A 25,877-nucleotide genomic window follows, 5' to 3' on the forward strand; every position below is an offset into this window, starting at 1 on the left:
GGTTCAGATGGTAAAGGCAGTCCTGCTCGACCGGCTCTGGGCTCGTATGAACGAGCGCGGCGACTTCCCCATGCTGTCGCAATCGCTGCGCTCGACCGTGGCCGCCATGACCAACGACGACTACGACTTCACCGCGCTCGTGAAGGTCGTGCTCTCCGACTTCGCGCTCACGCAGAAGGTGCTGCGCCTTGCCAACTCCGCCATGTACATGGCCTTCGGCGGCAACATCACGACTGTCACGCGCGCGCTGATGGTGCTCGGCATGGACGCGGTCGGCCATCTCGTGGTGGGCCTGAAGATCGTCGATCACTTCCATCATAGCGCGCCACGCCGCATCGACGCCAAGCTCGAACTGAACCGCACGATGCTCTCGGGCTGCGTCGCGCGCAAGCTCACCGAGCGCGGCGACCTGCGCGCGGGCGAGGAAGCCGTGGTCTGCACGCTGATGCGCCAGGTGGGCAAGCTGCTGGTGGTGTTCTATCTCGAGCCGGAGTGGGACCAGATCCGCCGCGAATGCGAGCGAGGCACGGACGAAGACGATGCCTGCATCGACGTGCTCGGCGTGACCTTCGCCGAGATCGGCCAGGACGCGGCCTCGCGCTGGCGCCTGCCCGAGGCCATCCGCTCAGGCATGGAGGAATACGATCCTGCCGCCAACGAGCCGCGCCAGGTGCAATGGCTGCGCGCCATCACGAACTATTCGACCGAGGTGGCGCGCGTGCTCACCACGGCGGGCCTCACCGACGAAACGCGCGAGGAGCACATTGCCGAGCTCGCGCAGCACTATGGCCGCGCGCTCAACACCGACCCCGAAACGCTGGTGCAGATGAGCCTCGCGCTGGCCCGCGAGGAAGCCGACGATGGCGTGATGCGCGAGATCGTCGAACTGCGCGCAAACGCCGACGCCATTGCGCGCGAGTCGCTCCCCCCCGAGGCGCGCATCTCGGCGGCTGTGGAAGACCTGCGCGCGCTGCCGCCCGGCAGCCCGCTCCAGACGGCGCTCACGCTCGCCACGGAGACCGTGCTGGCCGGTCTCGGCTTCGCACGCACGATCGTGTTCGTGCGGCACGGCTCGAACATGTTCGAGGCGCAGCGCGGCTTCGGCCCGCAGGTCGAGGGCCATCTCGACAAGCTCGCGTTCAGCGCGGCGTTCCAGCCCGACGTGTTCCATCTCGCGATTGCGAACTCGGTGGGCATCTTTATCGAGAATGCGCGCGACCCCAAGATGCTCGCGCGTCTGCCCGCGTGGTACCGCGCGCGCCTCGACGACGCGCGCGCGTTCGTGCTGCTGCCGGTGGCGCACCCCGGCGAGCCGCCGGTGGCGCTGCTCTACGGCGACTGGCTGCTGAGCCAGGAGCCGCGGAAAATCTTGCCAAAGGAAATGAGCGCCTTGAACGAGCTCGCGCACGAGCTCGCGCGGTTTTTCTCGGCGAGTCCCGTGAAGACATAGGCGCAGGCAGGTGCGGGCGGGCTCGCCGGCATCTCGATCGTCAATCCTCGAACCGCTCCAGCCCCTCGGCCTCGGCGTTGTGCTCGGCCGTGCCGGCCCACGCCGCCGCCGTGAGCGCAAGCGCCGCCAGCGCGCCCACATCGAGCGGCGCAAGCGTGGCGCACACGGCATCCACAGCTGCCCAATCCGCGCGCTCCAGCGCCTCGCTCACGTCGAGCAGCCGGCCCAGCACGCCTTCGCGGCGCGCGATGGCCGCGCGGATCGGCCTGGCGAGCCTGAGGACTTCGAGCGTCTGGTCGAGCGGACCGCCGAACACGGCATCGACGAACGAAAACACGCCGACGAGAAACGCCGCATCTTCCTCGGCGGGCCCGGCTTCGGGCAGCAGCGCAGCGGCGAGTTCCATGAAGCGCGCACGCGTGGCGGCCAGTTGCAGGAGCGGGTCGTCCTCCAGCGCGATCTTGCGGCCGTCCGCGTACAGCAGCAGTTGCGTCCAGCGCGCGATGCGATTGGTGCCCGTCGCGTTGATCGCCTCGCGCAGCGTGCTCACCTTGCGCCCGAGACCGAAGCTGCCCGAATTCGCGAGCCGCATCAGATGCATCACCAGCACGGGATTGAGCTTAAGTTCCGCTTCGAGCTGCATCACGGTGGGCTCCGAGGCCAGCAGTTTCAGCAGACCCAGCAAGGCCTGGCGAGGCGCGCTCACCCGCCGCGCCCCGGTACCCTGCGGCTTCGCGAAGTAATAGCCCTGGAAGCGGTCGAAGCCCAGCGCATGAGCGCGCTCGTGTTCGGCGGGCGTATCGATGTCGAGCGCCACGAGGATCTTGCCCGCCGCCTTGAGCACGCTAGCGAACTTCGGCAGCAGCGCGGGCGCGATGCCGCGCGGATCGAGCTTGACCGCGTCCGCATAGGGCAACAGCTTCGCGAACGACTCGTCGGCTTGCGTAACGTGGTCGAGCGCGAAGCGATAGCGCTTGCCGTGCAGCTTGGCGAGCCGCGCGATCAGCTCGGGATCGGCGCCGATGCCGGGCGGCAATTCCAGCATCACGCGATCGGCGGGCAGGCGCAGCAGGACATCGTCGAACAGCAGCTCGCGCGTGACGTCGAGCCACGCCCGGTGGCCGGTCAGCGCCGCGCGCAAAGTGGGTGAGCAGAATGCTTCGATGAGCGCCTTGTTTTGCGCTGCGTTGCCATCGGGCGACGGCTCTTGCGCGACGCCTTCGCGCGCAACCACGCGCGGCAGCAATTCGAACGCGCAGAGCACGCCGTCACGATCGAGCACGGGCTTGCGTGCGAAATAAGCGTGGCTGGAATGGGTCGTGGGTTCCGCCGGCGTGCCGGTCGTTCTACGGCCATCCTCGACGCCCGACATGGGCGGCCGGTCTGCGGCACTGAAACTCATGGGTCCCCCGCGAAGCGCCGCGCTGTACGCGGCGTCTGATCGTATGGTCTTTTGCGATGTGTTCTTGCTTGTTCTTGCGCCCCGTCCGCGCACAGCCGGCAAGGCCACGGCGGCGTTTTCATTCTTATGCGATTTTAGCCTGGCCCATACACCGCGCATACGAAGCGCGAAGCTTCATGAAATCAACGCGCTTCATGAAGAATGGCCGGGCGACCGATCAAATGATGGCCTGCAAGCCCTTGTCGGCAATGATGTTGATCAGTTGGAGCGCCGGTCCGGTGGGATGGGTGTGGCCTTGTTCCCACTTGCGCACGGTAGAAGCCGACGTGTGCAAGTGGAGCGCGAATACCTCACCTTGACGACGCTTCGATCAATAAAAAATGCCGGCAAGGCAAAGCCTCACCGGCATCCACAAAAACTCGCTCGTAAGCCGCGTTTTACTTGAGCACGACCTTCACGTCGAAATACTTCGCGGCGATGCGGTCGATCGTCCCATCGGCCTTCAGCTCCTTGAGCGCGCCATTGAGCGCGGCCTTCAGCGCCGCGTCATTCTTGCGCACGCCGTAGCCCACGCCCTCGCCGAGCAGCTTCGCGTCGACGACCTGCGGTCCCGCGAAGGCGAAGCCCGCGCCTTGCGGCTTGTTCAGGAAGCCCTTCGACGCCGCTTCGGCGTCCTGGAAAGCGGCATCCAGACGGCCCGAGGCGAGGTCGGCGTAGATCTGGTCCTGGGTCTGATACGGCACGACGTCGACGCCGGCGGGCGACCACTTGGCCTTCGCGTAGGTTTCCTGGATCGTGCCCTGGAGCACGCCCACATGCTTGCCCTTGAGCGACTCGGGCGTGGGCAGCAACGGGCTGCCCTTCTTCGCGATCATCTGGTTGGGAATCGCATAGATCGGATCGGTGAAATCGATCGCCTGGCGGCGCTGGTCCGTGATCGTCATGTCCGAGTTGATGGCGTTGAACTTGCGCGCCTGCAGCGCCGGAATCAGGCCGTCGAACGAGTTCTCCACCCACATGCACTTGACCTTGAGCTTTGCGCAAACGGCATTGCCCACGTCGATGTCGAAGCCCTGCAGTTCGCCGCTCGGCGACTTCGATTCGAACGGCGCATACGACGCCTCGACGCCGAAGCGGATTTCCTTGAGGTCAGCGGCATGGGCCGCGCCCGCGGCCACGGTGAAGGCGGCGCACAGTGTGAAAGTGGCCAGCTTGTTCCAGTTCATGTTCATCAGTGTCTCTTTCCAGTCGGATTGCAGCGCGCTTCAAGGGGCTGCTTCAAAGGTCATGCGGCGCGCTTCGGCGCAGGATCGCTGCGCCAACAAAGCGGTTCAAACCGGCGCCTCGTCTATGACGCGCCGCAGCAACCGCGAGGACGCGATTGTACCGTGGCCGGCGCCGCCGGCCGGAAAACCCCGCCAGGCGGGGTTTTCGCGTGGTTCATGTGAGCGATGCGAGGGTTTCGGCGGTCGTGTCGACCACGAGCAGGCCCGCACGCAAGCCGGGCTTCACGGTGGGATTCGGAAACACGATGCGCTCCTCGTCGCGTGCGACGACGTAGCGATACGCGCCGTCTTCCGCGAGCACCGTGCCGCGTGCGAACGGCGTGAAATTCGCCACGTCGGCGGCCACGTGCAGTGCGAACGCATCGCTTTGCTTCGTGATCTGGCCGATCACCGTGAACACGCGCGGCATCGGCGCGTCCTGGGTCGCCTGCGCGCCCGACACGAGCCGGCGCACGGCTGCGTCCGCTTGCACGAAGCGCGTGAGATCGTTGTGGCCGAACGGCCGCACCTTGCCGAGTTCGAGCGTGCATGCGACGGCGCCGCAAGCATCGGCGCTAAACGACGAGTACGTTGCGCCCTTCTCCGTATGAATCAGAACAGCGGCGATGTTCGCATCGGCGAGCCAGTCGAACATCGCGCGCGTGGGCGCGTCGCCCGTATAAGGCAGCAGCGCGAACCGCTCGAATGCCGAGGCGCGGATCGCAGTGTGCAGGTCGAGGTGCCAGCGCGCGCCCGGGGCATCGGACGCTTCGGCAAAGAAGCGCTGCGCCGCCGTCTCGAGCGCGACGGCGCGCGGCGACTCGCGGCTTTGCGGCACGCGCGCATGGCGCCCGCTGAACAACCGGTTAAGGTCGTCGTCTTCATAGCGCGTGGCGGCGCGCATCGCGGCCACGTTGCCGAGCACGATCAGCAGACGGCACGCGAGCGCGAGATGCCCCGCGGCCAGATCCGCGACCATCCGCGAAAGCAGCTCGATGGGCGCGGTCTCGTCGCCGTGCACGCCAGCGGAGAGCAGCACGCTCCTGAGCGGCTCGCCGCGCGCGCCGCCGGTATGCACCGGCTCGAGTTGCAGCACGCCTTCGTCGAGCCATTGCCAGCGCACCGCGCCATAGGCGCACGCGCCTTCCGCTTGCGCGGCGCTGGCCGGCCGCTCGCCTGCCAGCGTCGTGGCGAGAAAATCGGCGAGGCAAGCGGGCGTGGCCGTGCTCGCCGCGTGCGACTGAACCGGCTCAGCGCTGGAAGTCATAGAGCGACCCCAGGCCGAGAATCTGCGTGAGCTCATCGAGCGCGGTGCGCGACTCCACCAGCAGCGCCGGATCGGTGAGATCCTGGGGCGCGAGGCGGTCGCGATAGTGCTTGCCGATCCAGGCGTCGAGCCTCGCGAACAGCGCATCGTTCATCCATACACCTGGCGCGACCGCTGCGCGCTCGGCCTCGCTCAGCACCACGCGCAGGCGCAGGCACGCGGGGCCGCCGCCGTTCTTCATGCTCTCGCGCAGGTCGAAAACGAGCACCTCGTCGATGGGACCGCGCTTCGCGGCCAGCTCGTCGAGATAGATCGCCACGCGCGGATTCTCGCGGCATTCCTGCGGCACGACGAGAATCTGCCTGCCGTCCGCGCGGCTCAAAAGCTGGCTGTTGAAGAGATACGACGAAACAGCATCGGCCACGCTCACTTGCGCATCGGGCACTTCGATCACGTCGAACGGCGCGCCATGCGCTCCGAGCTTCCTGCGCAGTTCGTCGTAGACGTTCTTCTGGTCGACGAATGCAAGCTCGTGGCAAAACAGGGTGCTGCGGTTGCCCACCGCAATCACGTCGTTATGGAAGACGCCGGCGTCGATCACCTCGGGGCGCTGCTGCGCGAACACCGTGGTCTCGTCGGTGAGGCCGTGGCGCTGCGCGATCGCGCGGCTCGCCTCGAAGGTCTGGCGCGCCGGGAAGCGCTTGGGCTCCGGCCCGCGCCGGTACTCGCTGCGGCCGTAGACAAAGAACTCCACGCCGCGCTCACCGTACTGCGCGCAAAAGCGCGTGTGATTCGCCGCGCCTTCGTCGCCGAGCGCGGGCGTGCCCGGCAACGCGTCGTGCACCACGAAGTGCGACGGATCCGCGAAGATGGTGCCGAGCGTGCGGCGCGTGGACTCGTGCTCGATCGCGCGATGGAGCTTGCTGCACAGGTTCGCGGGCGTGAAGTGCACGCGGCGCTCGGGCGTGTCCGCCGAAGGGCTCACGGTGGCCGCGTTCGCGGTCCACATCGCGGAAGCCGAACTGGCCGCGGCGAGCAGTTCGGGAGCGTCCTTCGCGGCACGCGCGATCGCGTCGGCGTCCTTGCCCGTGAAGCCCAGCTCGCGCAACAGGCGCATCGAGGGCCGCTCCTGCGGCGGCAGCACGCCCTGCGCGAAGCCGAGATCGGCGAGGCGCTTCATCTTGCGCAAGCCCTGCTGCGCAGCGGCGCGCGGGTTCGCGACCGACTTCTCGTTGTTCTGCGAAGCGACGTTGCCGAACGAGAGGCCAGCGTAGTTGTGCGTGGGACCGACGAGCCCGTCGAAGTTGGCCTCAAGGGTCCCCGCGAGTGCCGTTGAAATTTGAGTCATCGTCGATCCTCAGAATTGAAGGCCCGGCGAGACGCTCGCGGGCATGGTCAGCTGTGCGCTCTCGACCGAGGCCATCGGCCAGGCGCAGTAGTCGGCGGCGTAGAACGCGCTCGGCCGGTGGTTGCCCGAGCGGCCCGGGCCGCCGAAGGGCGCACCGCTCGACGCGCCATTGGTGGGCCGGTTCCAGTTCACGATGCCCGCGCGGATCTCGCGCGAGAAGCGCTGCCAGAGCGCGGCATCATCGGCGAGCAGGCCCGCCGAGAGGCCGTAGGCCGTGTTGTTGGCCTGTGCGATGGCGTCGTCGAAACCGGCGTAGCGGATGATCTGCGCGAGCGGCCCGAAGTGCTCTTCATCGGGCAGATCGGCCACATTCGTCACGTCGAGAATGCCGGGCGTGACGAAGCCGAGCGCCGGGTCGCGCTGCTCCATGCGCAAGAGCGCCTTCGCGCCGCGTTCGAGCAGCTGGGCCTGCGCGTCGATCAGCCTGGCTGCCGCGCGCGCCGAGATCACCGCGCCCATGAACGGCTGCGGCTCGGCGTTGTATTCGCCCACCGCGATGCGCGAGGACACCTCGACGAAGCGCTCGATGAAGCGGTCGCCGAACGCGCCGGTGGGCACCAGGATGCGGCGCGCGCAGGTGCAGCGCTGCCCCGCCGAGAGAAACGCCGACTGGATCGCGTGATGCACGGCGGCGTCGATGTCTTCCACGGGCGCGACGACGAGCGGGTTGTTGCCGCCCATCTCCAGCGCGAGCACGATCTCGGGGCGGCCGCCGAACTGGCGATGCAGCAGCGTGCCCGTATCCGAGCTGCCCGTGAAGAACAGCCCGTCGATCTGGCGATGGTTCGCAAGCGCGATGCCGGTGTCGCGCTCGCCCTGCACGAGATTGATCACGCCCGCGGGCAGCCCCGCTTCATGCCAGATCTCGACCGTTGCGCGCGCAACATCCGGCGCGAGCTCCGAAGGCTTGAACACGACCGCATTGCCCGCGATCAGCGCCGGCACGATATGCCCGTTGGGCAGATGGCCGGGGAAGTTATACGGGCCGAACACGGCCACGACGCCGTGCGGACGATGGCGCAGCACGGCCACGCCGTCGGCCATGTCGCTGCGCTTTTCGCCGGTGCGCTCGCCATAGGCCGTGATCGAGATCGCGACCTTGGCGGCCATCGACGCGGCTTCGGTGCGCGCTTCCCACAGCGGTTTGCCGGTCTCGCGGCCGATGGCCTGCGCGAGCTGCTCCTTGCGTTCGGTGACGAGCGCCGCGAAGCGCTTGACGATCTCGCAGCGCGCCTCGAACGGCGTCTGCGACCATTCGACGAATGCGCGGCGCGCGGCGCTCGCGGCGCGGTCCACGTCCTCGGCGTTCGCGGCGTTGCCGCTCCACACGGTCTCGCCCGTGCCCGGATTGCGCGAAACGAATGCGGGGCCGCTAGCGGCGCACCACTGCCCATCGATGAAAAGCTCGTTCATGGTCATCCTTATCTTTCAGCGTGGCTTCTGCAAGCCCCGCCCTCAACCTTGTTTCGGCTTGTGCGTCGCGCCCAGCACGCGCACTGGATCGCCTTGCGCGACGTTCAGCGCCGCGGCTTCCTGCGCGCTCAGCGTGAACGCGCCGTCGTGCACGACACCCGGAGCAAAGCCCACGCGAAAGTCGGTCAGCGACGTGTTCGACACGAGCGAGCGCACGCCTTCCTCGGCTTCCTGCGCAGCGCCCGCAGTACCTGCAATGCGTACCGGCACCACCACGCTCTCGCGCACCGTGCGCAAGTCGGCGGTATGGCATTCGAGCACCGGGCCCGCGTCGAAGATATCGACGTGGTTCTCGTAACGCAGCCCTTCGGCTTCGAGCATGCGCCGCGCCGGCACCGTGTCCGCGTGCGTGAGGCCCACGCAGGCCTGCGCATCCTCGGGCAGCAACTCGACGTACACCGGAAAGCGCGGCATCAGCTCGGCAAGAAACGCCTTGCGGCCGTGCGAACTCAGGTAGTCGGCGGCATTGAAATCGATCTGATAGAAGTGCGAACCGACCGCGCGCCAGAACGGCGAAGTGCCTTCTGCGTCGAAGTGGCCGCGCAGCTCAGCGCACAGACGCTCCGGAAAACGCTCGCGGAACTGCGCGATGAACATGAAGCGCGAGCGCGAGAGCAAGCCGCCCATGCCGCCCGTGCGATAGCGCGGCGAGAGGAACAGCGAGCACACCTCGGCATAGCCCGTGAGGTCGTGCGAGATGTTGAGCGCGCGCATGCGCGTCCAGATGCCGAGGTCCTGGCTCGCGTGCACGACCGTGCTCACGCGATAGTTGTAGAACGGCTGCTGCAGGCCCACCGCAGTTTCGATCCCGCACACGCCGGCCACGTCGCCGGTCGCGGTGTCTTCCATCACGAAGAAGTAGCCCGCCTCGCTCTGCGCCGCCTCGCCCGCAAGCGTGCGACGCGTGCGTTCGATGCGCGCCGCGAGCGCTTCGCGGTCGGGCTTGAAGGTGGTGAGGCCGGGGCCGGTTTCCTGGGCAAGCGCGACGAGCGCGTCCACATCGCCCGTCTGCACGACGCGTACCACGATCATTGCGCTTCTCCAGTCGATTGTTCCATCGAGTCATCTTCGCTACGGCGATACAGCGGTGCGCAACGCACCGCCTCGCCGTCCTGCACGTTGAGTGCCGCACGCGTGGCCGCGTCGAGCGGCGCGGCCGCCGGCGCGTGAGCACCATGATCCGCGCGCCCCGTAACTTCCGCCGCCTCGGGCAAGGTCGCCAAAGCGCAGCGGAACTCGCCGCCATGCTGGCTCGCAACCAGATACTTCGCGCCCTGTGCCGCGCCGGCGCTCTCGCGCACCGTGCGCGTCTCATTGCCCTCGACCGACGACGTGCGGTCCACCTGCGCGGTCATCACCGGGCCCGCGTCGAAGATGTCGACATAGCGGTCCGTCTCGAAGCCCTCTTCCAGATGGATCTCATAGGCGAGCAAGGCGCTCGGATCCGGCTCGCCCAGCACGCGCTGCGCGGCCTCGGGCAACAGCGGCACGTAAAGCGGATAAGCGGGCATCACTTCGGCGATGAAGGTGCGGCTGCGGCCGCCCGAAACCATTTCGATGTCCTTGAAATCGCGCCCGAAGAACTTGCGTCCCACCGCCTCCCAGAACGGCGAAACGCCTGCGTCGTCGGTCACGCCGAGCAGCAGCGAGAACACCTCGGGCGTGAAGCGGCGCCGGTTCATCGCGATGTACATCATGCGTGCGCGCGACATCAGATGCGCGGCGGCATCGCCACGCAGCGCGGGCTCGATGTAGAAGCCCGCGAGCCGGCTCTTGCCCGTGAGTTCGTGCGACATGGTGAGCGCGTGAATCTTGCGGTTCACGTGCAGTTCGCGCGAGGCGTGAATCAGCGCGTCGTTGCGAAACGCGTAGAACGGCTCCGAATAACCCGCCGCCGCCACGATGCTGGAGGTGCCGACGAGCCGGCCCGTGGCCGAATCCTCGAGCACGAAGAGATAGAACTCCTCGCCGGGGAAATCCACCTGGGCGCGAAACGAATCCTCGGACAGCGCGATGCGCGCTTCCAGCGCCGCGCGGTCGTGCGGCAGCGAGTGCAGCACGGGCTGCGCGGTGCGGGCCATGTGGGCGATCGCATCGAGATCGGAGAGCCTTGCGGGGCGAACGAATAGCATCGTCGGTCCTGTGGTCAATGAGGCGCGGCTAGCGCTCAGCGCGCGCCGATCACATCTTCGAAGGCCTTCTCGAGGCGCGCGAAGCCCTCGTTCAGGTCCGCCTCGGGAATGATGAGCGACGGAGCGAAGCGCAGCACGTCGGGGCCGGCGATCAACATCATCACGCCGCGGTTTGCAGCCGCCGCGTTGAAGTCCTTCGCGCGGCCCGCGAAGCGCGCGGTCAGTTCCGCGCCGATCAGCAGACCCTTGCCGCGCACTTCCTTGAACATGTCGAAGCGTTCGTTCAGTTGCGCGAGCTTCGCGCGAATCGCTTCGCCGCGCGCGCGCACGCCGGCGAGCAGCGCCGGGTCGCTCACGAGCTCGACCACCTTGTCCGCGATCGCCGCGCCGAGCGGGTTGCCGCCATAGGTCGTGCCGTGCACGCCCACCTTGAAGTGCGCCGCAATGGCTTCGGTCGTGAGCATCGCGCCAATCGGAAAGCCGTTGCCGAGCGCCTTCGCCGTGGTGAGGATGTCCGGCGTCACGCCGGTGTCCTGGTACGCGTAGAAAGTGCCGGTGCGGCCCACGCCCGTTTGCACTTCGTCGAAAATCAGCAGCGCGTTGTGCGCGTCGCAGGCCTCGCGCAGCGCCTGCAGGAAGGCCGGATCGGCGGGAATCACGCCGCCCTCGCCCTGCACCGGCTCGACGATCACGGCGCAGGTTTGCGCGCCGATCGCGCGCTTCGCGGCTTCGATATCGTTGTAAGGCAGATGCACGATGCCCTGCGGCACAGGGCCGAAGCCTTCCGAATACTTGGGCTGGCCGCCCACGCTGACCGTGAAGAAGGTGCGGCCATGGAACGACTGCGTGAACGAGATGATCTCGGCCTTCTGCTCGCCGTGACGGTCGAATGCCACGCGGCGCGCGAGCTTGAGCGCGGCCTCGTTGGCCTCGGCGCCCGAGTTCGCGAAGAATGCGCGATCGGCGAACGTGAGGGCTTCGAGCTTGCGCGCGAGGCGTAGCACCGGCTCGTTGGTGTAGCCGTTGCCGATGTGCCAGAGCTTGCCGCCCTGCTGGTGCAGCACGCGCAGCAGTTCGGGGTTGGCGTGGCCGAGCGAGGTCACGGCGATGCCGCACGCGAAGTCGACATAGTCGCGGCCTTCGGTGTCCCAGACGCGCGAGCCTTCGCCACGGTCGGGAACGAACGGCGCGGGCGAAAAGCACGGCACCATCACTTCGTCGAAGGTCTTGCGGCTCACGGTCTGGTCGTTCATGGCGAATCCTCTTGGGCTCAATGTGGGTTTCAGGCTGGGGCGGCGTGCGCCTGTTGCAGCGCAACGCCCTTTGCCTCGGTAACAGAAGCAGTGTAGGCAACCATGCCGCAATCGTCTTGCGTAACCGCGACGTGTTTTTTCGTCGTCGCCGGGCGGGATCAGGTGCAATCAGGCGCGACCGGTTGCAATCAGTCGCGCTCCGGCGGCTCCACGAGCGCGCCCGCGCGCGGCTCCAGCGCCGCTGCCCCGGCCGCGCCGCCGTGCTGGCGCTCGATCCAGTTGCGGCGATCCTCGCGCGGCGTCACGCCGAAGCGCTCGCGATAGGCATTGGAAAAATGCGCCGCCGATGAAAATCCGCATGCTAGGCTGATCTGCACCACCGACTTGCTGGTGCGCTGCAGCTGAGAGCGCGCTTTCGCGAGGCGCAGGCCCAGGTAGTACTTCGACGGCATCGCATTGAGGTACTGGCGGAACAGGCGCTCCAGCTGACGGCGCGAGACGCCCACGTGGCCGGCGATCTCGTCAGTCGTGAGCGGGTCCTCGATATTCGCCTCCATCAGCATGAGCGCATCGTTCAGGCGCGGATGGCGCTCGCCGGGCGCGGTCACGAACGGAATGCGCTGGCGCTCGTCGCCGCTCCTGAGCGTGCTTGCGCCGAGCGCGTCGGCGATGCGGTCCACGAGTTCGGGGCCGTGCTCGCGGCCGATCATCGCGAGCATGAAATCGAGCGTCGCCTGGCCGCCCGAGCAGGTCGCGCGGCCGCGGTCGATTTCGTAGATGTGCTGCGTGACGATGGTGCGCTCGAACTGTTCGGAGAACTGCTGATAGGTCTCCCAGTTCACCGCCACGCGATAGCCCTGCAGCTGGCCCGCCATCGCGAGCCACCAGATGCCGTGGTGGATGCCGCTCACGATCGGCGTGCGCTGCCCCACGCGCGCGAGGCTCGCGAGAAACAGGCGATAGTCGGCGAACTGCTGAAAGCGCTCGGTCACGACGATGAGCCAGTCGCACGCCACCGCGTCGCCGAACGCGCAGTCGGCGGGCCATTGCGCGCCGCCGGCGAGCGGCACGGGCCGGCCGTTCCACGAGCACATCTGCCAGCGGTAGAGCGCGCGGCCGTCGATTTCGTTGGCGAGGTTCAGGGCATCGACGATGGGGCCGACGCTCGACATCGAGACCGGCGGCAACGCGACGATCGCGACCTGGGTCGTGCGGGACGCCGCTTGCGACACGTCCTGGCGCTCCGCTTACTTGAGGCTGCCCGAGAGGAACTGGCGCAGGCGCTCGCTCCTCGGGTTGCCGAGCACGTCGGCGGGCGCGCCCTCTTCCTCGGTGCGGCCCTGGTGCAGAAACATCACATGATTGGAGACGTTGCGCGCAAAACCCATCTCGTGCGTCACGACGATCATCGTGCGGCCTTCCTCGGCGAGCTTCTGCATCACCTTGAGCACTTCGCCCACGAGTTCGGGATCGAGCGCGGAGGTAGGCTCGTCGAACAGCATCACGTCGGGGTTCATCGCGAGCGCGCGCGCAATCGCCACGCGCTGCTGCTGGCCGCCCGAGAGATGCGAGGGATATTGCTTTTCCACGCGCGGCGCGAGGCCGACCTTCTCCAGATACGCACGCGCGCGCTCCTCGGCTTCCTTGCGCGGCACGCCGAGCACGTGCATGGGCGCCTCGATCACGTTCTCGATCACGTTCATGTGCGACCAGAGATTGAAGTGCTGAAACACCATCGCGAGCTTGGTGCGAATGCGCTGGAGCTGCTTGTGATCGGCCACGTCGAGGTCGCCGTTGCGGCCCGCTTTCGTGCGCACGGTTTCGCCGTCCACCACGATCTCGCCGGCGTTCGGCTTCTCGAGGAAATTAATGCAGCGCAGGAACGTGCTCTTGCCCGAGCCGCTCGCGCCGATGATGCTGATCACGTCGCCCTTCTTCGCGTCGAGCGAGACGCCCTTGAGCACTTCGTTGTCGCCATAGCGCTTGTGGATGTCGCGGGCAATCAGCTTGCTATCCGATGAAGAGTGCGCTGGGGTTTTCATTTGGGTTTGCGGCGTGCGCGGATTCGTTTGCATCGTCTGAACCAAGGTGGTCTCCCAAAAATTATCGCGTACGCACGGCAAGATGGCCGAGCCAGCGCTTCTCCGCGCGGCGGAACGCAGCCACCAGCACGAACGATACCGCACAGTAGATCAGCGCCGCGAGCCCGAACGACTCGAACGAGCGGTAAGTCGCCGAGTTGGCGTCGCGCGCGACCTTGAGGATGTCGGGCACTGTCGCCGTGAACGCCACCGTCGTTGCGTGCAGCATCAGGATCACTTCGTTACTGTACAGGGGCAGCGCGCGGCGCAGCGCCGAAGGCAGCACGACGCGCCAGTACATCGTGAACGGGCTCATGCCATAAGCGCGCGCCGCCTCCACTTCGCCGTGCGAGGTCGCGCGAATCGCGCCCGCGAAAATCTCGGTCGTATAAGCGCAGGTATTGAGCGCGAACGCGAGGATCGCGCAATTCAGGCCGCTGCGGAAAAACGCGTCGAAGAGCGGCTCGGCGCGCACGAAAGCGAGGCTGTACACGCCCGTGTAGATCAGCAGCAGTTGCACATAGAGCGGCGTGCCGCGAAACACATAGGTGTAGAAGCGCACCGGCAGCGAGATCCAGCGCCGGCTCGACACGCGCGCGACCGCGAGCGGCACCGCGCAGACAAAGCCGAACGCCACCGAGATCACGAGCAGCCACGCCGTCATCGCGAGGCCCGAGACGTGCTCGCCGTCCCAGTAGAGGAATGCGCGGCCGAATTGTTGAATGATTTCGTTCATCGCCTGGTTCTCCCCGGATTACAGTTGCGCGTGGCGCACGCCCGCCGAGTAGCGGCGTTCGAGCCAGATGAGCGCGAAGTTCGAAATGGTGGTGATCGCCAGGTAGATGAGCGCCGCGATCACGAGGAAGAAAAACAGGTTGAAGGTGCTGCGGCCCGCGTCCTGGGCGGCCTTCACGACATCGGCCAGACCGATGATCGACACCAGCGCGGTCGCCTTCACGAGCACCTGCCAGTTGTTGCCGATGCCGGGCAGCGCAAAGCGCATCATCTGCGGAAACAGGATGCGCACGAACACGCGCACCCCGCTCATGCCGTAGGCGTGGCCCGCTTCGAGCTGGCCGCGCGGCACGGCGAGAAACGCGCCGCGGAAGGTCTCCGTAAAGTACGCGCCGTAGATGAAGCCGAGCGTGAGCACGCCGGCCGCGAATGGATCGATGTCGATCTGCGCCATGCCGAGCGCGTCGGTGACCTCGTTCACGCCGATCTGAATGCTGTAGAACAGCAGCAGCATCAGCACGAGATCGGGCACCGAGCGAATCAGCGTGGTGTAGGCCGTCGCGCAGGCCGCGAGCGGCCGATTGAACGAAAGCTTCGCCGCCGCGCCCGCAAGACCGAGCAACACGGCCACGCCGAGCGAGAGCAGCGAAAGTTCGATCGTCTTGATCGTGCCGGCGAGCAGCACCGGGCCAAAGCCGTAGAGCATCACGCGCGTCTCCATGAAAGTCGTTATCGACGCTCCGGGTGTTGGCCGCGGGCGTCGTTTTGAAGATGTGCGCGGATGGTCGCAGTGCAAAATGGATTGCTCAAACGCGCGCGCCCGTTATGCTGCATTGCAACATAGCAGCGCTTCGCACGTCTGGCCGGGGTTTTGAGCCGCGCCGTCAAGGGCGCGATGATTTTGTAAGCCGAAAAAAACCCAGCGGTCCACGCTGGGCATTTTCACAAGTTTCGAGTCGCTTTTTCGATAGAAGCGGCGGCGCCCTACTCGATCCCCAACTGCGCCTTGATCGCGGGCAGCATGTACTGCACGGCCGCGCGCCCTTCCTCGATCGCCGGCCCGGCGCGATGAAAGTCGAAAATCCCCATGCCGCCCAGACGCGGCTGGATCAGCACGTCGGCGGGCTCGCCCGCCAGACGGCTGCGCGTGATGCGCACCTGCATGATGTCGATACTCTGCGCGATCGAGCTCAGCAAGGACGGCGCGCGCGCACTGGGCGGCGGCGCGACGCGCACGTCCGGGCCGCCCAGCGCGCCCAGTCCCGAAGGCTGCAGCCAGTTCGGAAACGGCCTGCCATTGCGGCGCAGCAGCAACGGGGGTTCCCTGCGGCGCGCGCCGGGCGGCGCATCGGGCAGCGAGCCGGCTTGCGTATCGGACGATGCGTCGGACGATGCGCCGGACGATGCGTCGGAGGGCGCGTCGGACAGTGCATCGAGCGGCAATTCCAGCTCCTCGCCGCTCGCCGGCGACGTCCCGGCGCCCGCCACCTCCGCCGGCGTTTCGCGCGGCACGGTGTCGATTGCGCCGCCCAGGTCACGGCCATTGAGGATGTCGTGATTGAGGTCGATGGCGATCACCGTGTCGGCGCGCATCGCGCGCGCCGCCGAGACCGGCACCGGGTTGCTGAGCCCGCCGTCCACGAGCCATACGCCGTCGTGCCAGATCGGCGTGAAAAGCCCGGGGATCGCGATGGAGGCGCGCACCGCGTCCACCACGCCGCCGTCGCGCAGCCAGACTTCGCGGCCCGTATCGAGCTCGGTGGCCACCGCCGCGAACGGTATGGCCAGGTCGTCGATCGTGCGCCCGTTGAACTGTTTCGCGAACAGGTCGATCACCTTGCGCCCGCCCAGCAGCCCGCCGGAAAAGCGCAAGTCGAGCAGGCGCACGACCGTCTGCCAGGTGAGCTTGCCGACCCACTCTTCGAGCCAGTCCAGATCGCCGTTCGCGTAGACGGCGCCCACGAGCGCGCCGATGGAGGTGCCGCACACCACGTCGGGCTTGATGCCCGCCTCCTCTAGCGCGCGAATCGCGCCAATATGGGCCCAGCCGCGCGCCGCCCCGCCACCCAGCACGAGCCCCACGCGCGGCGAACGCCGACGTTGCATCACCATACGCGCCTCCCGCGTCCTCCGGTTTTCCTCACCTGCTTCGCTTTCTGCTTCACTTTCCTCAACACTTTGTCGAGTAGATTCAATGTCCTATGTCCGCTTGCTGAGTCCACTTTCCGGCGCCTGCCCGTCTTCGTTCGTCTCCATCGCCCGTCAACGCCCCCGAATCACATCGGAGCGCGAGGTCGTCGAGACCCGTCCGTCGGGCCCAAAGTGCACATTGAAATACGCTTCCTGCGTGACGCCCCCTTCGAGCCACTTCCAGCTCCACACCGTCTCCTTCTTGAGCCGGTACGCGGCCACCTGCCCTGGTTTACCGAGCAAGCGCCGCACCTCGTCCTGGCTCTCGCCGAGGCGCACCTTCGCGAAATTCTCGGCAGTGAGCGCCTGCGTGATCGCCACGAGCCGTCCATCCGGGCCGATGTCGACCATATAGGTCTTGAGCCCCGCCGGGCCGCGCGGATATTCGAGCCGCCGCGAGCCGTCGTCGAACACACGCTCGGTCTCGGGCTTGCCCATCTGCTCGCGCACCTGCTCGAGCGTCGAGACGCCGGGCGTCATGCCCTTGAGCAGCAGCACGTCGGGCTTCACCGAATCGAAGAAGGTCTTGAACGTCTGCCGGAGGGCGTCGAGCATGGTGTCGATCTGGCGGTCGTCGCAGCCCGTGAGCGTGAGCGCCGCCAAGGCGGCGCACGCCACCGCGAGCGAGCGTGTGGATGAAAAGGTGGGCGACATGTCGTGTGGGCATCACGGAAGCAGCGCTTGCGGCGCATCTGAGGACGGACCGTGCCGTCGGCTCAGCGTGCGCTTACAACCCACAATGTACCGTCAATGCGGCTGGTCGTGGCGCGCCGTCGAGTTCGAATGCGGCTCGTGCAACGCCCGGGACGCCCGTGCGTGCGCGCCGGCCGCGGCAGGCAGCGCCTCGCTCGCGGCAGCGCCGGCACGCTTGCGCTCGCGCAGCGAGCGGCGCGTGCGCGCGATCTCGGCGGCCTGCCAGGACAGCAGCGCAAGCACGCCGAACACCACCTCGCGCATGCGCTTGACGAGCGCGAGCGAGAGCGCCACGTCCGGGCTCACGCCGAACAATTGCGCGAGCAGCACCACGGCGACTTCCTGCACGCCGAGGCCCGCCGGCACCATGAAGGCCGCGTGGCGCACGGCCTGGGTGATGGCCTCGATGGCGAGCGCCTCGCCCACCGTGACCGGATGGCCGAGCAGCTTGAGCGCCCACCATGTCTCGAACGCGCCGAGCATGTAGCCGCCGAGCTGCCAGAAGAACGCGCGGAACATCAGGCCTGTGCGCGACATGAGCCGGTCGAGTTCGGCGTCGAGCTGCTTGCCGTCGATGCCCATCATGAGCGGATTGTTCGCGCCGAGCAGGTGCGCGGCCCAGCGCTCGATCGCATGGAACACCCCGCCGCGGCGCAGCAGGACCACTGCGAGCACGGGCAGCGGCGCCGTGAGGAGCAACGCGAGCGCGATCGTGACGATGGTGCGCAGCGACCCGCCGTCGCCCGTTGCCGCCACGATCAGCACGACGCCGAGCGCCGAGAACGCGTATTGCACGGCAATGGTCACGAACACCTCGACGATCACCGAGGCCGTGATCCGGCTCAGGTCGCGCCCATCGTCACCGTTGTCGCCATCGCCGCGGTCGCGCACCTTCCAGCGCGCGAGGCGCACCCCGACGATCTCCCCGCCCACGCCCACCACGGGCAGGAGGCGGTTGACGGCCTCGCGCACCGTCGCGACCCACCAGAGGAAACCAAGCGGCGCGCGCTTGTCGAGCAGGAGGCGCCACGCGTGCGCATCGAGCAACAGCGGCAGCGCATGGAACGGCACGAGCCATAGGAGCACCGGCCCCGCCGCGCCGATCACGCGCACCACGTCGCGCGCGCCATCGTGCACGGCCAGCCCGATCAGGATCGCGATCCCGACCGGCAGGCCCAGCCATTGAAGCCACTTCATGACGATGCCTGTGTCTCCTGGGTGTGACTTGCCGGCGCGCGTGCGCCGCCCGATGCAGCGGACTTCGCCGCTCCCCGGTCGAAAAACACGTCGGTGAACCCGCCGTGGCGCACGCCCGCGCGCTTCAGCGCTTCGGCCACGCGCGGCGAGATCAGCGCGTCGAGTTCGTCGGCGTGCCGATACGCGCTCATCGACGGCGTGATCGGCCCCTCGCCCGCAGCGGGCGCCTCGGCCGGATGGCAATAGATCTCGCCCACGCCCTGCGCCGGCAGATGCGCGAGCGCATCGAGCAGCACTGCCTCGTCCATCGCGCCCGTGTTCGCCATGCCCACGACGTAATCGTTATGCGCCACGCCCGCACGCGCAAGACGTGCGCGCACGAGTGCAAGCCAGGGCCTGAGCGCAAACGGCGCGCCCGCCTCCAGCGGCAGGCGCATCGCGCGCAAGCCGTACTCGCGGCCGATCGAGAGGATCAGCGAGAGCACCGTGGGATGCAGATGGAAGTGCTTGTGCGTGTTCACGTGATCGAGCGCGAGCCCGGTCGCCGCGAACGCCTCGAATTGCGCGCGAATCTCCAGGGCGAGCTGCGCGCGCACATGAGGCAGGAAAAAGAAGCGAAAGCCGTCGAGCACCATGTTGTCGCCGAAGCGGCCTTGCGCGTCGACGAGCGCGGGAATTTGCGCGTGCGGCAGCATGGCCGCGCCGTCGGCGAGAACGAGGTGCAGGCCCACGCGCAGGTTCGGCAATTGCCGCGCGCGCGCCACCGCATCGGCGGCGGCGGGCGCGGCGACCATCAGGCTCGCGGCATTGAGCACGCCATCGCAGTGCGCGCGCTCGACCGCCGCGTTGACCCGCTCGTGCAGGCCGAAGTCGTCGGCGGTGAAGATCAGCGCGCGGCCATCATTGCCTGCGACGTCGGCAACCCCAGCCGCGCGCGGCGACGCATCCATCATGCCTCGTGGGCGCGCAGGAAGCGGAAGAACTCCACGCCCTCACGCAGGCGGCGCTTCATCATGTCCCAGCTCGTGAGCATTTCGCGCACGATTTCCCAAATCTTCGACGGGCGGAAATAGAACTCGCGATAGAACTGCTCGAGATGGTGATAGATCTCGTCGCGCGACAGATGCGGATAGCCGATCGCCGCAAGCTGCACGCCTTCCTTGCTCACGAGATTGATGGTCTTGTTCTCTTCCATCCAGCCGTTCTCGACGGCCTGCTTGTAGAGCGTCGTGCCCGGATAAGGCGCCGCGAGCGAGACCTGGATCGTGTGCGGATTGATTTCCTTCGCGTACTCGATGGTCTTCTTGATGGTCTCCGGCGTCTCGCCCGGCAGGCCGAGAATGAAGGTGCCGTGAATCTTGATGCCGAGCTTCTTGCAATCGGCGCTGAAGCGGCGCGCGAAGTCGGTGCGCACGCCCTTCTTGATGTTCACGAGGATCTGGTCGTCGCCACTTTCGAAGCCCACGAGCAGCAGGCGCAGGCCGTTCTCCTTCATGACCTTGAGCGTCTTGTACGGCACATTCGCCTTGGCGTTGCACGACCACGTCATGCCGAGCTTGCCGAGGCCGATCGCGATGGCTTCGGCGCGCGGCAGGTCATCGGTGAAGGTGTCGTCATCGAACATGAGCTCCTTCACTTCCGGCATGTTCTCGCGAATCCACTTCGCTTCCGCGAGCACGTTCTCGACCGAGCGCGTGCGGTAGCGGTGGCCGCTCACCGTCTGCGGCCACAGGCAGAACGTGCAGCGCGACTTGCAGCCGCGACCCGTGTAGATCGAGACATACGGGTAGTTCAGGTAGCCGATGAAGTAGTTGTCGATCTTCAGATCGCGCTTGTAGACGGGCGCCACAAAGGGCAGCTCGTCCATGTTCTCGAGGATCGGACGCGCTTCGTTGTGCTCGATCGAGCCGTCCTTCGCGCGCCAGCTCAAGCCCTTGATCTCGGCGAACGGCTTGCCTTCGGCGATTTCCTTGCAGGTGAAGTCGAATTCCTCGCGGCAGACGAAATCGATCGCCTCGGTGGCCGTGAGCGAGTTGTGCGGGTCGACCATCACCTTCGCGCCCACCATGCCGACCAGCAGCGACGGCTTGCGCTTTTTCAGGTCCTCGGCGAACAGTGCGTCGGTCGGGAACGACGGCGTGCTCGTGTGGATGATCACGAGGTCGTAGTCCATCGCGATCTTCAGCGTTTGTTCGACGCCAATACCGTCGGCGGGCGCGTCGAGCACGCGGCTGTCCGGCACGAGGGCTGCGGGCTGGGCAAGCCAGGTCGGATACCAGAACGAGCGGATCTCGCGCTTCGCCTGATAGCGCGAGCCTGCGCCACCGTCGAAGCCGTCATAGGACGGGGCCTGCAAAAACAGCGTTTTCATGAGAGGAGTGCTCCGCCAACCCTTTTGTTAATGGGCATGAATGAACGACAAGCGCGCGCGCTGGCTCGAGGCCGGCGCGGCACGCCACAATTTGGGGTGCGCCTGGGACTCATGCCCCGGGGCGCTTCGGTCCGGCACGCTGGACCTGATTTATTCGGGCCTGCTTCACCAGGCTTGCTAAGCCAGGCCTGATTCGCCAGACCTGACAACGCTGGGCCCAACCACGGCCTCAACGGCCATCCGACACCTCGACGGCCGTCCGGCGCGGCGCCGCGCTCACGCGCGCTTCGCCCGCACCCGGCATGGCACCGATGTCGGCCGCGGCCACGACGTCGGGGTTGGCGACCGGCACGCGCACGCCGCGCCAGATCACGTGCGAGCCGAATACGGCCGCCAGCCATTGCAGCAGCAAGAGCGCATCGCGCAGCGGCACCAGCGGCAAATCGCGCCAGAACGCCTGCAGGCTCGCACTGCCGCGCACATGCAAGGCCAACCGCGCGATGATACCGCTAACCGTGCTCGCGCCGAGTACGGCCAACGCGACCCTCGCCACTGCGCCGGCCCCGGATGCCATCGCGGCGCTGGCCGCGAGCTGCCAGTATGCGAGCGCGCCCAGCACGAGCCACGGCGAGGTAAAGGTGATGAAGAGCGACGCAAACCCCGCCGGATTGACCGAGCGAATCGTGCGCAGCCAGCGCGTCTCGCGCAGCCACAGCGTGCGGAACGTCGGCTCGATCACGTCGGTGGCGACCAGCACCGGCGCGAGCACCGTGTCGAGCCCGTGATCGCGTGCGAAGCGCGCGAGCTGATAGTCGTCGGCGAGGCAATCCTTGAGCGACTCGAAACCGCCGATGCGCTCGAGCGTGCCACGCGACAGCGCAAGCGTCGCACCGAAGCCGAACGCGCGCGAGCCCGTGGAATGCGCGACCCGCACCGAAGGCGCGAACCACTCGTTGATGAACAGCGCGCCCACGCGCGGCCAGAAGCCGCCGATACTGCGCGCGCTGTAAAGACAGGTGACCACGCCCACTTGCGGGTCGGCGAGCGGCGCGGTGACGATCTCGAGATAGTCGGGCTCCACGGCGATGTCGCTGTCGGCGACGATCAGCACCTCATGGCGCGCATGGGCCGCCATATTGATGAGATTGCTCACCTTCAGGTTGCTGCCGTGCACGCGCGAGTCGATCACGAGCGCGATGTCGTGGGCCGGATACGCGGCCTGCAGCCGCCGCACGACCGCAATGGCGGGATCCTTCGACGAGGACACCCCGAAAATCAATTGATAGCGCGGATGGTGCTGCTCGCAAAAGGTGGCGAGGTTTTCATAGAGACGGGGCTCTGCGCCACACAGCGGCTTGAGCACGCTCACCGGCAGCGGCGCGCGGACCCGGGCGCGCCGGGCCGCCACGCGCACTTGTGCGGCGGAACCAAGGCGCGGCATGCTGAGCACGGCACAAATCGCGTAGAAAGTGGCCGCGCAACACAGCGCGATCACAAGCCACCACGCCGGGGACAGAGAACCCAGCACTGCAGTCATGCCTCGATGCCTCGCGCGCCGCGCCATGGCACCGCGGCGCAATCACACGGCGCGCCGGCCAACTCTAGCGTGTCGCCTGCTAACATTTGCCCTACCCCGGAAATCACGAAAATTGACCCGCGCATCGTATCCGCGCGACATATTGGCCGCCACCTGCGTAACAGACGGCTACATTTTTTAAACGCCGTGCCAATCAACCGATGAATTGACCGGGCACTGCCAGAAAAAGGCGCGCGCGGCGCTCTTTTTTGCACCCTTGCTCGCACCCTGATTCAAAGGCGAAAATTGTAGCAGCAACGTCCTCACGCCGCTTCCGCGCTCTCGCAAAAATGCTTCTCATATTTGCAAAGACGGCAATTATTTCAAGTGGTCCACAACGAGCTTCCAGCGCCTTATTGCCCCAAGAATAATCAGTAAGCATATTGAAATAAATTCTTAACGATATTGAATCGCGCTTTAGGGAAACGCTGATCAATGGACCAACTGCCGAAGTTGCAGGCGAGATGGCGTCGAATTTTCTGGATGACGAAGCGAATCGACGCTCAATTCAGTGAATTGGGCGCGTAAACGGGCCTCCCTGCTCGCATTTTTCATACGCATGACGGATTGCTCCCATGGACCGATCGCAACAGATTTCGCGCAATCACCAGATTCGCGAGAGCGAACAGGCTGAACAGTTGTGCGGTGTTCTTGGCCAAGCCCTTGTATCGGGTCTTGCGATGGTGAAACAGGTTCTTGACGATATGAAACGGATGCTCAACCCGCGAACGGATCTGCGCCTTGGTTCGCTCAAGCGCGATCACCAAGTCCTTCAGCGCTCCCTCCTGCATCGCCTTGATCTTTCCCCGCTTGGCAGCGACGTGCCACTTCACGGCCTTGCCCGCCATTTCCTCGCGCTTGTCGACGCCAATGTAGCCCGCATCGGCGAACACCTGGTCCTCATGTCCGTGCAGCAGGGCATGCGCTTGCGATACATCCGACACGTTGGCCGCCGTGCCAACCACACTGTGGATCAGGCCCGAATCGGCATCGACTCCCACGTGGGCTTTCATCCCAAAGTGCCATTCGTTGCCCTTCTTCGTTTGATGCATTTCCGGGTCACGACTCTTCCGGGCGTTCTTGGTCGACGGCGGCGCTTCAATGATCGTCGCGTCAACCAGCGTGCCTTCCTTCATCATCAGCCCACGCTCGCACAGCGAGATGCCAATCTCGTCGAACAACTTCCGTGTCAGTTCGTGTTCGATCAGCAGGCGCCGGAACTTCAACAGCGTGGTTGCATCTGGCACGTTCTCGACTGCCAGATCGATGCCGGCGAAGGCTCGCAGCGCGATGCTGTCATACAGCGCGTCTTCCAGTCCTTCGTCCGAAAGTCCGTACCACTGTTGCAGGAAGTAGATTCGCAGCATTCGCTCCAGGCCAATCGGCGGGCGGCCTCGGGTGCCCTTCGGATAGTGCGGCTCGATTGCCAGCAGCAAACGCTGCCACGGAACGACCTTCTCCATCTCGGCCAGGAAGCGTTGGCGCCTCGTCACTCGCTTCTTGCCTGCAACTTCCGCTTCCGCGAAGCCGATCTGCCTCTTCATCATTGTGAGTCTGTTCCGTGAGTTGCCTTCTATAAAGTCCTCAGCTACGCCAGCGATGACCACCGAGCCGAATAAATCAGCGTTTCCTTAGTGGAGCTCAACCGAATATCGATATAAATAAGAATTATTCTGGTTCAGTTGAGAAATGGTTTGCAGGGGTTGGCAGGCCGAGCCTGCGCGGTCCCATCTACGCGGCCCGGCCTGGGCAGCCCCACCGGAAACCACGCGAGGCGCATGGATTCCCCGAGGCCGTCAGCAGGATCCGGAGCGCTTTGGCACAATGCCTCGACCTTGCGTCTGCCTTGCAGCCGCCCCAGCGCCCACCCGGCGCGTTCGCGGGGCCAGGCTTGCGGCACGCTCCATGAACATCGGAACGCCACTCGCCCATGATCCCCTTCTCCGTCCTCGACCTCTCGCCGGTGCCTGCCGGCTCGAACGCCGGCGTCGCGCTGCGCAACACACTCGATCTCGCCCAGCACGCCGAGCGCTGGGGCTACCACCGCTACTGGCTCGCCGAGCACCACAACATGACCGGCATCGCCAGCGCCGCCACCTCCGTCGTGATCGGCCATGTTGCGGGCGGCACGCGCACGATTCGCGTCGGGTCGGGCGGCATCATGCTGCCCAATCACGCGCCGCTCTTGATCGCCGAGCAGTTCGGCACGCTCGAGGCGCTCTATCCGGGGCGCATCGACCTGGGGCTCGGGCGCGCGCCCGGCACCGACCAGACCACAGCGCGCGCGCTGCGCCGCGACCTGCACGCGAGCGCCGAGGCCTTCCCTGACGACGTCGCCGAGTTGCAGCGGCTCTTCGCCGATCCGGTGGAAGGCCAGCGCGTGCGCGCCGTGCCGGGCGCGGGCCTGCACGTGCCGCTCTATATCCTCGGCTCGAGCCTGTTCGGCGCGCAGCTCGCGGCGGCGATGGGCCTGCCCTTCGCGTTCGCCTCGCACTTCGCGCCCGACCAGCTGCTCGCCGCGCTGCGCGTCTATCGCTCGCAGTTCCGAGCGTCGGCGACGCTCGCGAAACCGCACGCGATGGTAGGCGTGAACGTGTTCGCCGCCGAGACCGACGACGAAGCACGCTTGTTGTTCACCTCGCTACAGCAGCAATTCGTGAATCTGCGGCGCGGCACGCCGGGGCAGCTTCCGCCGCCGGCGGCACAAATCGCCGCAAACGAATTCGAGCTTTCGAGCGTCGCACATTCGCTCGCGTGCTCGGTGGTGGGCGACCGCGCGAGCGTACGTGCGGGACTCGCCTCGGTGATCGAGCAGACCCAGGCGGACGAGCTGATCGTCACCGCGCAGATCTACGATCACGCAAAACGTCTGCGCTCGTTCGAGATCACCGCGCAGGTGCGCGCGGAGATGGCCGAGGCCCGTTGACCCCAGCCGAGCCAAGCGAGAAGGACTATCGCGGCTGGCCCGGCAGCGCCGCCAGCCCGCTGAGCAGATCGGGTTCGCAAGCACCAGTTGCTCCGTCTCGCGCAGATACATCAACCCGTAGCGCACCGCGAGCATGCCGCCGGTCGAATGGCCGATGACGGTCGCGCGCCGCACGCCCAGCGATTGAGCAGCGCATGCGTATTGCGCGCAAGCTGCTGGAAGCTGAATCGATAAGCCGCCGGCTTGCTCGATTTACAGAAACCGATCTGGTCCGGCGCGATCACGCGACAACCGGCATCGGTGAGCCGCCTGATCGTATCGCCCCATGTGGCGGCGCAGAAGTTCTTGCCGTGCAGCAGGACCACGATGCGGCCGTTGGGCCTGGACGGCTGCACGTCCATATAGGCCATGCGGCGATGGCGTATAGCCTCCATATCGAAAGCATGGGCAATGTCGTC

At 66.5% G+C, this 25,877-nt stretch carries 21 protein-coding genes and 2 pseudogenes; 2 read left to right on the forward strand and 21 right to left on the reverse strand.

Features of this window, described 5'->3' with window-relative positions; genetic code table 11:
* Positions 1-7: 7 nt before the first annotated feature.
* Complete coding sequence (locus P5W98_RS09010) at positions 8-1,450, forward strand: HDOD domain-containing protein (RefSeq protein WP_421025224.1); 1,443 nt, start codon at positions 8-10, stop codon at positions 1,448-1,450.
* Positions 1,451-1,490: 40 nt separating this feature from the next.
* Here P5W98_RS09010 and P5W98_RS09015 read toward each other — a convergent pair whose 3' ends face one another.
* From P5W98_RS09015 to P5W98_RS09110, 20 genes and pseudogenes are all read right to left on the reverse strand, one after another.
* Positions 1,491-2,852 (reverse strand): EAL and HDOD domain-containing protein, encoded by a 1,362-nt coding sequence (locus tag P5W98_RS09015; protein WP_421024242.1) that lies wholly within the window; start codon positions 2,850-2,852, stop codon positions 1,491-1,493.
* Between the two features lie 217 nt (positions 2,853-3,069).
* Positions 3,070-3,201, reverse strand: a pseudogene (locus tag P5W98_RS09020) (helix-turn-helix domain-containing protein); the annotation flags it as partial.
* Between the two features lie 88 nt (positions 3,202-3,289).
* Entirely contained in the window at positions 3,290-4,084 is a 795-nt protein-coding gene (locus P5W98_RS09025; RefSeq protein WP_421024243.1) for an ABC transporter substrate-binding protein, read from the reverse strand.
* A gap of 208 nt (positions 4,085-4,292) precedes the next feature.
* Positions 4,293-5,384, reverse strand: coding sequence for a succinylglutamate desuccinylase (gene astE, locus P5W98_RS09030; protein WP_421024244.1), 1,092 nt, complete (start codon positions 5,382-5,384; stop codon positions 4,293-4,295).
* The gene (gene astB / locus P5W98_RS09035) at positions 5,368-6,732 is read right to left on the reverse strand and encodes an N-succinylarginine dihydrolase (protein ID WP_421024245.1); all 1,365 of its coding nucleotides are present in this window, start codon (positions 6,730-6,732) and stop codon (positions 5,368-5,370) included. The genes astE and astB overlap by 17 nt, the downstream gene beginning before the upstream one ends.
* Before the next feature lie 9 nt (positions 6,733-6,741).
* Positions 6,742-8,205 (reverse strand): succinylglutamate-semialdehyde dehydrogenase, encoded by a 1,464-nt coding sequence (astD, locus tag P5W98_RS09040; protein WP_421024246.1) that lies wholly within the window; start codon positions 8,203-8,205, stop codon positions 6,742-6,744.
* Between the two features lie 42 nt (positions 8,206-8,247).
* On the reverse strand, positions 8,248-9,297 hold the full coding sequence (gene astA / locus P5W98_RS09045; RefSeq protein ID WP_421024247.1) for an arginine N-succinyltransferase: 1,050 nt from the start codon (positions 9,295-9,297) through the stop codon (positions 8,248-8,250).
* Positions 9,294-10,397, reverse strand: a complete 1,104-nt coding sequence (gene aruF / locus P5W98_RS09050) for an arginine/ornithine succinyltransferase subunit alpha (RefSeq protein ID WP_421024248.1) — start codon at positions 10,395-10,397, stop codon at positions 9,294-9,296. Before aruF ends, astA begins: the two co-directional genes overlap by 4 nt.
* 35 nt (positions 10,398-10,432) lie before the next feature.
* Entirely contained in the window at positions 10,433-11,650 is a 1,218-nt protein-coding gene (locus P5W98_RS09055; RefSeq protein ID WP_421024249.1) for an aspartate aminotransferase family protein, read from the reverse strand.
* 188 nt (positions 11,651-11,838) lie between these two features.
* Positions 11,839-12,822: a GlxA family transcriptional regulator gene (locus tag P5W98_RS09060; RefSeq protein WP_421025225.1), complete on the reverse strand. Its 984-nt coding sequence runs from the start codon at positions 12,820-12,822 to the stop codon at positions 11,839-11,841.
* A 75-nt stretch (positions 12,823-12,897) separates the two neighbouring features.
* On the reverse strand, positions 12,898-13,692 hold the full coding sequence (locus P5W98_RS09065; protein WP_421024250.1) for an ABC transporter ATP-binding protein: 795 nt from the start codon (positions 13,690-13,692) through the stop codon (positions 12,898-12,900).
* A gap of 61 nt (positions 13,693-13,753) precedes the next feature.
* Complete coding sequence (locus tag P5W98_RS09070) at positions 13,754-14,467, reverse strand: ABC transporter permease (RefSeq protein WP_421024251.1); 714 nt, start codon at positions 14,465-14,467, stop codon at positions 13,754-13,756.
* Positions 14,468-14,485: 18 nt separating this feature from the next.
* A complete protein-coding gene (locus P5W98_RS09075) occupies positions 14,486-15,175 on the reverse strand; it encodes an ABC transporter permease (RefSeq protein ID WP_421025226.1) in 690 nt (229 codons plus the stop codon).
* Between the two features lie 275 nt (positions 15,176-15,450).
* Entirely contained in the window at positions 15,451-16,575 is a 1,125-nt protein-coding gene (locus P5W98_RS09080; protein WP_421025227.1) for a patatin-like phospholipase family protein, read from the reverse strand.
* A 153-nt stretch (positions 16,576-16,728) separates the two neighbouring features.
* Positions 16,729-17,310, reverse strand: coding sequence for a hypothetical protein (locus tag P5W98_RS09085; RefSeq protein WP_421024252.1), 582 nt, complete (start codon positions 17,308-17,310; stop codon positions 16,729-16,731).
* A 93-nt stretch (positions 17,311-17,403) separates the two neighbouring features.
* Positions 17,404-18,546 carry a lysylphosphatidylglycerol synthase domain-containing protein gene (locus P5W98_RS09090; RefSeq protein ID WP_421024253.1) on the reverse strand — a complete coding sequence of 381 codons (1,143 nt, stop codon included), beginning with the start codon at positions 18,544-18,546 and terminating at the stop codon, positions 17,404-17,406.
* Complete coding sequence (gene hpnK, locus P5W98_RS09095; protein WP_421025228.1) at positions 18,543-19,496, reverse strand: hopanoid biosynthesis-associated protein HpnK; 954 nt, start codon at positions 19,494-19,496, stop codon at positions 18,543-18,545. Before hpnK ends, P5W98_RS09090 begins: the two co-directional genes overlap by 4 nt.
* Positions 19,496-20,917, reverse strand: a complete 1,422-nt coding sequence (gene hpnJ, locus P5W98_RS09100; protein WP_421024254.1) for a hopanoid biosynthesis associated radical SAM protein HpnJ — start codon at positions 20,915-20,917, stop codon at positions 19,496-19,498. The genes hpnK and hpnJ overlap by 1 nt, the downstream gene beginning before the upstream one ends.
* Before the next feature lie 229 nt (positions 20,918-21,146).
* Positions 21,147-22,445 carry a bacteriohopanetetrol glucosamine biosynthesis glycosyltransferase HpnI gene (gene hpnI / locus P5W98_RS09105; protein WP_421025229.1) on the reverse strand — a complete coding sequence of 433 codons (1,299 nt, stop codon included), beginning with the start codon at positions 22,443-22,445 and terminating at the stop codon, positions 21,147-21,149.
* A gap of 599 nt (positions 22,446-23,044) precedes the next feature.
* A complete protein-coding gene (locus tag P5W98_RS09110; RefSeq protein ID WP_421025230.1) occupies positions 23,045-24,037 on the reverse strand; it encodes an IS5 family transposase in 993 nt (330 codons plus the stop codon).
* A 386-nt stretch (positions 24,038-24,423) separates the two neighbouring features.
* On the opposite strand from P5W98_RS09110, the gene P5W98_RS09115 reads away from it, so the two are divergent.
* A complete protein-coding gene (locus tag P5W98_RS09115; protein WP_421024255.1) occupies positions 24,424-25,419 on the forward strand; it encodes an LLM class flavin-dependent oxidoreductase in 996 nt (331 codons plus the stop codon).
* 48 nt (positions 25,420-25,467) lie between these two features.
* On the opposite strand, the pseudogene P5W98_RS09120 reads toward P5W98_RS09115, so the two are convergent.
* Positions 25,468-25,832 (reverse strand): annotated as a pseudogene (locus P5W98_RS09120) (alpha/beta fold hydrolase); the annotation flags it as partial.
* Positions 25,833-25,877 lie beyond the last annotated feature (45 nt).

It is taken from the genome of Paraburkholderia sp. A1BS-2L (assembly GCF_051125205.1).
Lineage (GTDB): Bacteria > Pseudomonadota > Gammaproteobacteria > Burkholderiales > Burkholderiaceae > Paraburkholderia.